The following is an 11,706-nucleotide window of genomic DNA, read 5'->3' as shown; positions in this document are numbered from 1 at the left end:
TTGAAGCTGCACGAGCTGGACTGGCAGGAGGTGCTGGAAGCGCTGCCGCGGTGGGAGGCGCTCTCGCCCGCGGCGCGGCGCGCGTTCATCGGGATCCGCCCGGGGCAGGGCTTCACGCTCGAGTCGCTCGATGGGGGAGCCGAGCTGCGGGACGCCGGGCTGCTCGTGGCCCCCACCGGCCGCGGCACCCTGTACGCGCTGGACTCCAGACTTCGCCCGCTGCTGATCGCGCTGCGGGCGGCGGACCGGCTGGCGCCGCTCTCCGAGCCGGCGCTGCGGCAGGCGTACCTGGACGACCAGATGAACTCGCTCCAGGCGCTCCGCATCGCCGCGCCCGGACGCGGCTATTACGAGCCGCGCGACCGCAAGCTGGCGGCCGAGGTGGTGTCGTCCGTCGCGTGGCTGCGCGGCTTCCTGGCGGCCGGGTCTCACGCGGAGATGATGAAGTGGGAAGAGGCGCGGATGACGGCGGAGGACCGCCCGCGCCTGGTGTTTCCCGCCGTGGCCGCGGCGCTGCGCGCGCTCGTGACGGAGCTGGCCCGCCATCCGCGCGGGGTGCCGCTGAGCAAGATTCGCGAGCTGGTGCCGGAGACGAGCCCGCACAACCTCACCGCGGCGTTGGCCGCGGGACTGCGCTACCTGCTCGTGTTCGTCTCCATGAGGCGAGACGCGAGCGTGGTGGTGGGGCTGCTCCCCGGAGTGGCCGTGCGCGCGGCGGGCCCGCTGCCGCCGCCCGGGCCGGTGCAGGCGGGGGAAGTCTTCGCGGCGCCGTTCCGGGTGGGCGACATGGTGGCGGTACTCGTGGAGGCGGCAACGGAGCCCATCGCACTCCGTGCCGCGGACCGGTCGATGTACGTGCGCTCGCAACGGGCCATCGCCGCGCGCCTTGCCACGGCCCCGTCGTGGGTGGAGCGCTTCGCCTCCACAGGATACCCCCTCATAACCGGCAAGGCCGGGGCGGGAGAGGGCGACTCCGCGGACGCCACCAAGCGCATCGAGTCCGCGGCCGAGCTGGCGAGCTTGCTGCGGCTCGCGCGCGTGGAATCTTCCGGCGGGCGCCTGCAATACGCTTCCACCCGCTCCGGCCGCGCCTGGCTCAACGTTGGCGCGGGGGAGCGGCTCAAGGCGGTGCTGTCCGCGCTGCGCGCGCTTTCTCAGCGCGTCCCGTCCGCGCACGGGAGCGCGGGCGGACCGGACTTTTTCGGCGCGCCGCTAGGGTTTGCGGTGGACGGCGCGAAGATCGACTTGCGGGACGCGCTCTCGGCCGCCTTTCTCTCGGTTCCGGCTGGCGAAATGGTTTCCGCGACCGACTTCATCCACTACCACGCGCGGGAGCGCAATCCATTCCTGGGGGCTGAGGGACCTCTGCTACCAGCCAGCCACTACTGGCGCGGCACCCCCCATACGGTCGAGGGGTGGGAGAACGCGTGGGGCGGCATGCTCCTGGGCTTCCTGGCGAGCAGACTCGTCCCGCTGGGATGCGCCACGCTGGCCCAGGCGGGGAAACACGACGTTGCGTTCGGGCTTACCGACGCGGGACGGTACCTGCTCGGCGAGGCGGAAGACTTCGAGATACCGGCCGAGCCCGGCGGCGGTGACGTGGTGGTGCAGCCCGACTTCGAGGTCGTCTTCCTTGCGCCCGCGCCGCACGCGGAGGCGGAGCTGGGCCGCATGGCGGAGCGGACGGGCTCGGGAGTGGGCGCGATCTTCCGCCTGACCCGCGCCTCGATTTTCCGCGCGGCGGAGCAGGGGATGTCCGCCGATCAGGTGCTGGATACGCTGCGATCGGCTTCGCGCGGCGAGATCCCCGCCAACGTCTTGCGGCAGGTGCGGGACTGGGTGCAGTCCGCGCGGACGGTGCACATCGCCCCCGCCGTCCTCATCAACTGCCCCGATGCGGAAACGGCGGCCCGGGTGCGGGCGCTGGGCGGCGCGCACGTGACTCCGGTGAGCCCCACGCTGCTGCGCCTGGACGGCGACGCAAAGATGCATGCCGCTCTCGTCAAGCGCCTGCGCGAACGCGGGATTTTCGTGGCGTCTACGTAGAGCGGAGATGTACGCCGCGATGGTCGAGCTCCACCGCCTTCGCAAAGGCGGATGCTCTGGAAGTCGGCGCGCACGATAGCTGACTCTGTCGTGGACACGCGCCAGCGTGCCGATGGCGCGCCCACCGATTACTTTGGACTGTATGCCACCTCGAAATCGTACTGAACTACCCGCGCGCCGTGGCCGCAAGCCCACACCGCGCCTGCTGCAGCTCCGCATCGCTCTGGCGGAGATCGAGCCGCCGATCTGGCGCCGCGTACGCGTGCCGGACGCATACACGCTCCACCAGCTGCACCGTGTGATCCAGATGGCGTTCGGATGGCTGGACTACCACCTGTACAGCTTCGAGATCGGCGAGCGCCGCTTCGAAGCGCCCCACGAGGATGCGGAAGACGAAGATTCGACGGCCGTGCGGCTGCGCGACCTGGGGCTGGGCAACGGCGCGCGGTTCACCTACACGTACGACTTCGGCGACGACTGGGTGCACGAGATCGATGTGGAGGGCGTGTCCATCGCCGCGCCGATGGACGATCAGATGCTCCCGGAGCTGGACGCGGGGGACCGCGCAGGACCGCCCGAGGACTGCGGCGGACCGCACGGCTATGCGGAGATGCTCCAAGCCCTCGCAGATCCGCATCACCCGGAGCACAAGACCTATCTCCTCTGGTCGGGCGACTACGATCCCGAACGGTTCGACGTGCGCACCACCCGCAACAATCTGGCGCTGGCCGCGGCGTGGGGCGCCATCTGAGCAAGGCTCCGTCCGGCCGTCAGTGATCCGCGCATCCAGCACGGAACAGAGGTTCACGGCTGGCTGTGGTCGTGCAGAAGCAGCCGACGTCTGGCGCCCCCTTCCCTTCCAGCTAAATTCTGGCGCCGCTCGTTCAACGTCCGCAGACGAATTCGGTGAGGAACGCGTGACACAGTACGACACCATCGCCCTCGACTATCAGAAGATCTCCGCCGCCGTGCCGCTCCGGGACGCCGAGTGGTACTCGCTGCGCCTCCGCCTCGGTGACCTCACCGGTCTCTCCGTCCTGGACCTGGCCTGCGGCGACGGAATGGGCACTCGCCTCATCAAGCGGTGGGGGGCTGCGCGCGTGGTGGGCGTCGACATCTCACCGCAGATGATCGCGCTTGCGCAGCAACAGGAGGATGCGCAGCCTCTCGGCATCGAGTACCGTGTCGCGGATGCCGCGACGCTGGGTGCAATCGGCCCGTTTGATCGTGTCGCGGCCGCGTACCTCCTGCACTATGCGGAGAGCCGCGAGCGACTGCACCAGATGGCGCAGACGGTCTACGACAACCTCGCGCCTGGCCAGCCCTTCGTGGCGAGCATCGCCAATCCGCTCCGGCCGCCGCAACCCGTCGTCGACCACCGCAAATACGGCTTCAGCTTCCGCCTCCTGGACGAAACCCTCAACGAGGGCGCAAACCTCCGCGGCACGCTGTTCCTCGGTGAGAAAACGGTGGAGTTCGACTTCTACTGGTGGCCCTGGGAAGTGTACGAGGAGGCATTCCGAAGCGCGGGATTTTGCTCGTGCAAAATCGAGCCTTTCCTGATCCCTCCAGATTCGGAACACAAGCGCGGTCAGGGCTTCTGGGACGAATACCTCGCCGCACCCTCTGCGATGCACGTCCTCTGCGAGAAGTAAGAGCCACAATTGCGACACTCGCGCTATGGGGGACCCCGGCTAGCAGCGAACCGACAACCTCCTGAGTTTGCTGGAGTTCAGGTTGCCGCGAGGTAGCGCCCACAAACTCCGCAATACACCTGCAGCCGGGGGCCCTCGGAACACGACGACTCCCGGAAACCTGTGCGGCCAGACAAGCTTGCGTCCCGGTGGCAAGCGCACTTGCGGCCGGGGGAATGGTTCGCTCTACTGATGCGCAGACGTTGCGCCCCCCCCCGAGCCGAGGCCGATCCTTCGCGCGTCCTGAAGCGTCTTACGTTGCGCCACGCTAGCCGTGGGAATCCAACGACCCCGCCTCTGCACCCCTCCCGACCAACCAGGTGCCACGCGCATCCCAAAGGAGCTCACGATGCTTGCTTCCATGGCGCTGAAGAACTTCACTTCCTTCAAAGAGGCGACGTTTGAGTTCGCGCCAGGACTCAACGTGTTCGTAGGAGAGAACGGAACCGGAAAGACCCACGCTCTCAAGCTCGCGTACTCCGCGATCTACGTGCTCGCGCGGGGTGCCGCGCACGTCGCGGTGTCTCGCCCAAGCAGAACACATCTCCAGAGCAGCATCGCCCAGAAGCTTGTGGCGGTGTTTCGTCCAGACGACCTCGGTCGGCTCGCACGAAGAGATCGGCGAGGGCGGCAGCGCTCTACCGTTGCGTGCCGCTTCGACCAGCCTGTACACGATTTCGACTTCTCGTTCAGCACGATCAGCAAAGAGGAGGTATTGATCGACAAGACACCGTCCGCTTGGATTGACCGGCTGCCCGTGTATCTCCCCACCCGCGAACTCCTCACACTCTATCCAGGTTTCGTTTCGCTGTACGAAACGAGCTATCTTCCCTTTGACGAGACATGGCGAGACACCAGCGTTCTCCTCGGCGCGCCGCTAGCCCGAGGCCCCAGGGAGCGGCAGATTAAGGCGCTTCTCGAGCCGCTCGAAAAGGCGATGCAAGGCAAGGTGGAGACGGACAAAGCCGGAAGGTTTTATCTGAACTCCAACGGTGTGAGCATGGAGATCCACCTCGTTGCGGAAGGCCTACGAAAGCTCGCGATGATCGCCAGGCTGATCGCGACCGGGTCGCTCGTAGACAAGGGGTTTCTCTTTTGGGACGAGCCGGAATCGAATTTGAATCCGAAGACGATCAAGGTGATCGCTCGTACAATTCTTCACCTTGCCAACAGCGGTATCCAGGTATTCATCGCCACGCACAGTTTGTTTCTGCTGCGGGAGATCAGCATACTCCTCCAATCCAATGATTTCAGCGGAACGGCCACGCGCTTCATCGGGCTCCACCGCAACGTGAGTGGCGTAGTAGTCGATCAGGGACGCACAGCAGACGACATTGGGCACATCGACGCGCTGGAAGAGGAGCTGAGTCAATCTGACCGTTACATGGACGCCGAGGTCGGTTGATGCCCGTGATCACTGAAGGTCGGTTGAGCTTCACCTTCCCGGCCAATTGGACCGCGACTAAGTTTGACGAGTGGAGCTTCTACCGAAACCAGTTCCAGGGAATTTGCGGAGGAGCCAAGGCGATCGACATCCTCGCGATTGAGCAAGACTGCTGCTGGCTCATCGAGATCAAGGATTACCGACACCAGCGCCGCACGAAAAGCGGACATGTGGCGGAGGAGGTCGCGAGCAAGGTACGCGACACCCTCGCCGCACTCGCCGCGGCTCGCGTCAACGCCAACGACGCGACGGAGCGTGCCACAGCTCAAGCGGCGCTCCGTCGTGATCGGATTCGTGTCGTTCTGCACCTGGAAGCGGCAGGTCGCACATCGAAGTTGTTCTCCCCTTCTCTCGATGCTGCTAACGTTCTGCAGCGCCTCAAACAGTGCCTGAAGCCAGTCGACCCACACCCTCGTGTGTGCTCTAGCGCCCGAATGGCCGGGTGCGATTGGAACGTAGCTTAGCGACCAAAACAATCCACACTGCACCGTGGAACTCATCGCCATGTGCTCGGCGGCGAGCGTCTCCGCCGCAACTCCTCTGTAGAATCCATGATGCGCGGACCCTGCCGAACCTCAGCGTTCAAATGACGGAACTCTCTCGGCTCGCTGTACCGCCGGCCGAACCGTCCAACGGCCCGTACACCCCCCTCGGCCCCATCGGCCTCTCGCTCTCCGGCGGGGGGTACCGGGCGGCGGGGTTCCACCTGGGGGTGCTGGGGCTGCTGAGCGAGGTGGGGCTGCTGCGCAATGTGGCCGCGCTCTCCACCGTCTCGGGCGGGACGATCGTGGGGATGAAGTGGGTCGTGTCGCTGCTGGACGGGGTGGCGTTCGACGAGTTCCGCGAGCGGTTCCGCGCGTGGCTGACGGCCACCAACGTGGTGCGTGAGGCGCTGGGGCGGCTCACGTCGCACCCGCGCGGGGATGTGCGCTCCAATCCGAGCCTGATCCGCTGCGCCGCGGCCGTCTACGCCGCACCCAACTTCCTGGGCGACCGGCGCCTGGGCGAGGTGCTCGACGGCGAAGGGATCCCGGCCGAGATCATCTTCAACTCCACCGAGTTCCGCAGCGGCCTCGATTTCCGCTTCCGCCGCAGCCGCAATCCTGACGTGAGGGTCGGCAACGGCAACTTCCCGGTGCCGCACGACGTGGCCGCGCAGGTCAGGCTGGCGGACGTGGTGGCAGCATCGTCGTGCTTCCCCGGGGGCTTTGAGCCGATCCTCTTCCCCGACGAGTTCCATTGGGCGCCGGGCGTGCTGGAGCGCGTCCGGCAAGAGCTGGGGACGAAGTTCGAGCCGGCGCTCCCGCTGATGGACGGCGGCATCTACGACAACCAGGGGGTGGAGAGCGTCGTCCGCGCGAACGAGCACGGCGAGGCCGACACCCTGCTGATCTCCGACACCAACACGCGGCAGGCGGCGCTGTATGTCACCCCTCCCGCGCCACGCCGCGGATGGTTCACGCTGCGGATGGCTGCATGGGCCGGGCGGCTGCTCTTTGTGCTGGCGGCAGCATCGGTGGCGGCGCTGGGGGTGCACGCGTGGCGGGAGCGGAGCGGGAACGGATGGCAGTGGCAGGACATCCTGGTGTACGTGGTGCCGGGGATCCTGTGCATCGCCACCATCGCGGCGCTGATCGAGGCGCGGCGGACGGCGCTGGAGGTACGGACGCGCCTGCGCACGCAGGTGCAGATCGCCCACGCCTGGAAAGACCTGCGCGATCTGACGCTCACCGAGGCCATGGTCCTGGTGGAGTTGCGCGCGCTGTCTCTGCTCTCCCTCACCTCCAACGTGTTCATGAAGCGGGTGAGGGGGCTGGTTCAGGCCAGCGTCTTCGGCAACCCGCGTTACGAGAAGAAGCGGGCGATGGTGCTGCTGTACGGCCTCGACGAGCCCCACCCGAAGCTGTACGGCGAGGTCCCCTGGCTGCGCCCCTCGCAGCAGCTGGTGGACGCGGTGCGCCGCGTTGACACGATGTCCACCACTCTCTGGTTCGACTCCCCCGGGCAGCTCCCCACGCTGGAGCGCGTCGGCGCGGCCACGGCCACCTTCTCGCTCCTGCGCCTCATCGTGGAGCGGCACGGCCCCGATGGCGGCCCGGCCGGCTCGCCGGTCCGCGAGCTATTCGACCGGTTGCGCGGCAAGTGGGACGGCTACAACGCTACCGCCTGAAACCGCGGCTCATGGCGAAACGGGGGCGGACCGGTCATCCGGTCCGCCCCCGTCGCTCTTCCCTGCACGAATCTCAGCGCGGTCCACTCAGCGACTCGTCGAGCCAGAGGACCAGCCGCTCCAGCATCGTCTCGTCCTTGTCGATCACCTGCCGCGCGCCGGCGTCGTGGGCGCGCGAGTGGAGCTCCGGCGCGCGCGACCCGGTGACGAACGCAATGGGCACGCTCGCGAACGCGGGGAGGGTGCGCAGGGCGCGGCAGCACTCCACGCCGTCGCGGCCGGGCATGTCGTTGTCCAGCAGCACGGCGTCGGCGCGGCCGCTGTCTCGCTCGGCCCACCCCAGCAGGTCGTCGCCGCTGGCGAAGGGGAGCACCTCGAACCCGCGGCAGCGCAGCACCGATGAGAGCAGGTACCCCTGGTCCGGGTCGTCGTCGGCGAACGCGATGCGAAAAGCTTGCGGCATAACCAGGGCGTCAGGGGGCAGGACGGTTGCCCCCACACGGATGGCAAGGTCCGGCCCACCGCGCATGCGCAGCCAAGTCGTTGCAGGAACCATCTTTGGGAGAATACGTCCGAAATCATCGTTGTTCCGGTACGGGAACAGGTGCGCCCGATTGGGAACATCCGTGGGTGGTTCCTGGATGCGGAGGGCCCCCTCCCCCGCTCGTCACCTAGCGGCCCCTCCCCCAACAACTACCTGGGGGAGGGGCGCTGCCGTGAATTGGTCTGCGGGTGCGTGGGTCGTCGCGGGGGAGAGCACGGGGAGCACGCGGGGCGGCCCCTACCAGATCGGGCGAGAGGGGCGGGGGTCGGCGCGGGGGAAAGGGCGGGCAGACACGCAGCTCTGCCCTACGAGTGTCGGTGCGTGGGGCGGGGGTCGCGGTGGCGGGTAGGGTGGGCGCGATAAATCGCGCCCCTACGAGGCATCCGCGCGGCACACGCAGTTCCAGCCCCCTCTCTCGATAACAGAGGGCGCAGCCCTCTCCTGTTATCGGGAGAGGGGGCTGGCGAGTGTAACGAGCCGGGGGTGAGGGCCCCTCACACCTCCCCCCGCAGCGCCTCCACCGCCGCCGCCACCTCCGGCGCGTCCGCCAGCGGGACGCCGGCGCGAAGGGCGTCTTCGGCGGCGCCTGCGAGGTGGGAGAGCTCGGTGAAGCCGTAGCCGGCGGAGGTGCCGCGCAGCTTGTGGAGGTGGCGCCGCACCGCCTGCGCGTCTCCCGCCGCGAGGGCGGCCTCCAGGTCGGCGAGGCGCGCGGGGAGGCCGGCACGGAAGCGGGCGCGGAGCGGGCCCCAGAACTCGTCCTCCGACGTGTCGGCGGGGGTGGGGGGCGGCGCGGGGGCGGCGGCGCGGCGGCGGGCCTCGGCCACGGCGTCGTCCACGCGAGCGACGAGCTGGTCCGGCTCCACCGGCTTGGCGACGTGCCCGTCGAAGCCGGCCGCCAGGGCGCCCGCGCGGTCCGCCTCGCCCACGGCGGCGGTGAAGGCGAGCACTGGGGTGCGGCGCAGCTCGTCGCGCGCGCGGAGCTCGCGGAGCACCTCGGCGCCGGTGCGGTCGGTGAGGTTCAGGTCCAGGAGCACGGCGAGCGGGCGCGCGGAGACCAGCCGCTCCGCCACGCCGGCGCAGCCGTCGTCGGCGTGCACGGTGTAGCCGGAGCGCTCCAGCACGGCGGCCACGAAGGCGCGGATGTCCTCGTCGTCGTCCACCACGGCCACCGACTCGCCGCGGGTGTCGCGCTGGGCGAGGGGGAGCGCAGGGGCGGCGGCCGGGCGGGCGGAGGCGTCCGCCTGGGGGAGCGCGATCCAGAAGGTGCTCCCCGCGCCCACGCGCGAGCGCACCCCGATGCGGCCACCCATCGCCTCGGTGAGGTCCTTTGCGAGCGCCAGCCCCAGCCCCGCCCCCGACACCCGCGTGCCCGGGTGGTGAATGCGCGAGAACTCGCGGAAGATCAGCTCCTGGTCGGCCTCGGTGAGCCCGGGGCCCTCGTCCCGCACGTCCAGGCACACCTCGCCGCCATCCTCGCGCACCGACACCTCCACCTCGGTGCCGGAAGCGGAGTACTTGATGGCGTTGTCCATCAGGTTCAGCAGCACCTGCCGCAGCCGCCCCGCGTCCGCCAGCGCCAGGGGAGCGCCGCCGTCCGAGAGGCGCAGCGTGATCCCGCGGTCGGCGGCGACGGTGTGCAGCGAGTCCACCACCGCCGCGGCGACCTGCCCCGCGTGGACGGCGACCAGCGTCACCTCCAGCGTCCCCGCCTCGACCTTGGTGAGGTTGAGGATGTCGTTGACGACGTGCAGGAGGTGGCGCGCGCTGCGGTGGATGATGTCGACGTACTCGCGCCGCCGCTCGGGGCTCACCTCGCGATCGTCGGCGGCGAGGAGGGCGGCGAAGCCCAGGATGGAGCTGAGCGGCGTGCGGAACTCGTGCGCCACGTGGCCTACGACGCGGGCGCGCGCCTCGGCCACGCGCTCCGCCTCCGCCAGGCGGGCGCGCAGCTCCGCGATCTCGTCGTGCGCCACGGCGCTCTGCGGGGCGCTCACAGGCTGACGTCCGGCATGCCGTGCTTCTTCCTTCGCTGCCACAGCACTTTCCGCGAGATGCCGAGCTGCTCGGCGGCGGCGCTGACGCTGCCGCCCAGGTCACGCAGGGTCGACTCGATGTACATCCGCTCCACCTCGTCCAGCGTGAGCCCGCGGGGCACCTGGAGCGCGTTGGTGACCGCAGCCGGCGCGGCACCCGCGGACGCCAGCTCGCCGATCTGCATCACGGGGCCGCGCGAAAAGATCATCGACCTCTCGATGACGTTGCGCAGCTCGCGCGCGTTCCCCGGCCAGTCGTGTGCCTGCAGCCGCTGCACCCCCGCCGCGTCGATGGCGGGCACCTGCTTGCCGAAGTACTCCGCGGCGCGCTTGGTGAAGTGCCGCGCGACCTCCGGGATGTCCGAGCGGATGTGGCGCAGCGAGGGGAGGACCTGCGAGGCCACGTTCAGCCGGTAGAAGAGGTCCTCGCGGAAGCGCCCGGCGCGCGCGTCGGATGCGAGGTCCACGTTGGTGGCGGCCACCACGCGCAGCGTCACCGACTGCTCCTGCGTGGAGCCGATGCGCCGAAAGGTGCGGCTCTCCAGGAAGGAGAGGAGCTTGGCCTGCAGCTCCAGCGGCATTGACCCGATCTCGTCCAGCAGCAGCGTCCCGCCGTCGGCGACTTCCACCAGCCCGCGCTTGGTCTGGCGTGCGTCTGTGAAGGCGCCGCGCTCGTAGCCGAAGAGCTCCGCCTCCAGGAGCTGGGCCGGGAGGGCGGCGCAGTTGACCTCCACGAAGCGGCGTGCGGCCTGCCCGCTGGCGCCGTGGATTGCGCGCGCTACCAGGTTCTTCCCCGTGCCGCTCTCGCCCAGGAGGAGCGCGGAGATCTGGCCCACGGATGCCACCTGGTCCACGAAGTTCCTCACCTCCTGCACCAGCGGGTGCGAGCCGACGATGCCATGGCGGTCGAACTTCGCCGCCGTGACGGAGGTGAGCAGCTCCTGGGCGGGCACCTGCTCCAGGGCGCGGCGGATCCGCGTCTCCAGCGCCTTGGGCTCGATGGGCTTGGTGACGAAGTCCGTGGCCCCGGCTTGCAGCGCCGTCTCCGCATCCCCCTCCGTTCCTCGCGCGGTGGCGATGATGACGGGGAGCGACGGCGCGAACTCCCGCACGCGCCGCGTAAAGGTGATCCCGTCCATCGAGGGCATCACCAGGTCGCACACCACCGCGTCGGGTGCTTCGGCGCGGATCTCGTCGAGCGCCTCCTCCGGCCGCGTAAACCCCTTGGTGACGAAGCGCCGGCTCCGCTCAAGCTGCGCGGTCACCAGCGCCACCTGGTCGGGGTCGTCGTCGATGATGAAGATGGTGGGATTCATTGGCGGAACTGCAGGGATGAAGGGATGGGGGATGAGGGATGGGGGAGCGATGCGGGATCGGGTCGGTTACCTCATCCCTTCATCCTTGATCCCCCATCCCCTTTCCGTTCCCAGCGGTTGGCGTCGCGCACGCGGTACTTGCCGAGAGTGCGCGCCACGGCGTCGTCCAGGTCGATCCCCATCTGGTTCGCGAGGACGACGCACACGAACACCACGTCCCCCAGCTCCAGCGCGACGTCGCCCTCGGGCTCGTCGGCCTTCTTCTTCTTCGGGCCGAAGCGGTGGTTCAGCTCGCGGGCAAGCTCGCCCACCTCCTCGGTGAGGCGGGCCAGGTTCACCAGCGGGGGGAAGTAGCCTTCCTTGAACTGCGAGATGTACTCGTCGACCTGCTGCTGGACTTCGCGGATCTGCATTCGGTGCGGCTCTTCGGCGGGTAGGACCGGCAACCTACGTCCGTTC

At 68.9% G+C, this 11,706-nt stretch carries 10 protein-coding genes; 6 read left to right on the top strand and 4 right to left on the bottom strand.

The features are described from left to right. From VF584_12755 to VF584_12730, 6 genes are all read left to right on the top strand, one after another. Positions 1-2,046 carry a helicase-associated domain-containing protein gene (locus tag VF584_12755; protein ID HEX8211035.1) on the top strand — a complete coding sequence of 682 codons (2,046 nt, stop codon included), beginning with the start codon at positions 1-3 and terminating at the stop codon, positions 2,044-2,046. A 142-nt stretch (positions 2,047-2,188) separates the two neighbouring features. Beyond that, the gene (locus VF584_12750) at positions 2,189-2,797 is read left to right on the top strand and encodes a plasmid pRiA4b ORF-3 family protein (GenBank protein ID HEX8211034.1); all 609 of its coding nucleotides are present in this window, start codon (positions 2,189-2,191) and stop codon (positions 2,795-2,797) included. A 166-nt stretch (positions 2,798-2,963) separates the two neighbouring features. Then, positions 2,964-3,701: a class I SAM-dependent methyltransferase gene (locus VF584_12745; protein HEX8211033.1), complete on the top strand. Its 738-nt coding sequence runs from the start codon at positions 2,964-2,966 to the stop codon at positions 3,699-3,701. A 388-nt stretch (positions 3,702-4,089) separates the two neighbouring features. After that, the gene (locus VF584_12740) at positions 4,090-5,145 is read left to right on the top strand and encodes an AAA family ATPase (protein HEX8211032.1); all 1,056 of its coding nucleotides are present in this window, start codon (positions 4,090-4,092) and stop codon (positions 5,143-5,145) included. Next, positions 5,145-5,648, top strand: a complete 504-nt coding sequence (locus VF584_12735; protein ID HEX8211031.1) for a hypothetical protein — start codon at positions 5,145-5,147, stop codon at positions 5,646-5,648. The genes VF584_12740 and VF584_12735 overlap by 1 nt, the downstream gene beginning before the upstream one ends. A gap of 122 nt (positions 5,649-5,770) precedes the next feature. Next, complete coding sequence (locus VF584_12730; GenBank protein HEX8211030.1) at positions 5,771-7,354, top strand: patatin-like phospholipase family protein; 1,584 nt, start codon at positions 5,771-5,773, stop codon at positions 7,352-7,354. Positions 7,355-7,427: 73 nt separating this feature from the next. Here the strand turns inward: VF584_12730 and VF584_12725 are convergent, their stop codons facing one another. From VF584_12725 to VF584_12710, 4 genes are all read right to left on the bottom strand, one after another. Beyond that, positions 7,428-7,817, bottom strand: coding sequence for a response regulator (locus VF584_12725; protein ID HEX8211029.1), 390 nt, complete (start codon positions 7,815-7,817; stop codon positions 7,428-7,430). A 575-nt stretch (positions 7,818-8,392) separates the two neighbouring features. Next, positions 8,393-9,892, bottom strand: coding sequence for a hybrid sensor histidine kinase/response regulator (locus tag VF584_12720; protein HEX8211028.1), 1,500 nt, complete (start codon positions 9,890-9,892; stop codon positions 8,393-8,395). Continuing rightward, complete coding sequence (locus VF584_12715) at positions 9,889-11,247, bottom strand: sigma-54 dependent transcriptional regulator (protein ID HEX8211027.1); 1,359 nt, start codon at positions 11,245-11,247, stop codon at positions 9,889-9,891. Before VF584_12715 ends, VF584_12720 begins: the two co-directional genes overlap by 4 nt. A 71-nt stretch (positions 11,248-11,318) precedes the next feature. After that, complete coding sequence (locus tag VF584_12710; protein ID HEX8211026.1) at positions 11,319-11,660, bottom strand: nucleotide pyrophosphohydrolase; 342 nt, start codon at positions 11,658-11,660, stop codon at positions 11,319-11,321. Between the last annotated feature and the right edge of the window lie 46 nt (positions 11,661-11,706).

Origin of the sequence: Longimicrobium sp. (genome assembly GCA_036389135.1) — a bacterium.
GTDB lineage: Bacteria > Gemmatimonadota > Gemmatimonadetes > Longimicrobiales > Longimicrobiaceae > Longimicrobium.
The sequence above is the reverse complement of the archived record's forward strand: the minus strand, read 5'-3'. Positions and strand labels throughout refer to the sequence as shown.

Coding starts and splice junctions, on each gene's coding strand:
- VF584_12750 (HEX8211034.1), top strand. CDS start 2,189: ATGCCACCTCGAAATCGTACTGAACTACCCGCGCGCCGTGGCCGCAAG.
- VF584_12715 (HEX8211027.1), bottom strand. CDS start 11,247: ATGAATCCCACCATCTTCATCATCGACGACGACCCCGACCAGGTGGCG.
- VF584_12710 (HEX8211026.1), bottom strand. CDS start 11,660: ATGCAGATCCGCGAAGTCCAGCAGCAGGTCGACGAGTACATCTCGCAG.
- VF584_12725 (HEX8211029.1), bottom strand. CDS start 7,817: ATGCCGCAAGCTTTTCGCATCGCGTTCGCCGACGACGACCCGGACCAG.
- VF584_12730 (HEX8211030.1), top strand. CDS start 5,771: ATGACGGAACTCTCTCGGCTCGCTGTACCGCCGGCCGAACCGTCCAAC.
- VF584_12735 (HEX8211031.1), top strand. CDS start 5,145: ATGCCCGTGATCACTGAAGGTCGGTTGAGCTTCACCTTCCCGGCCAAT.
- VF584_12740 (HEX8211032.1), top strand. CDS start 4,090: ATGCTTGCTTCCATGGCGCTGAAGAACTTCACTTCCTTCAAAGAGGCG.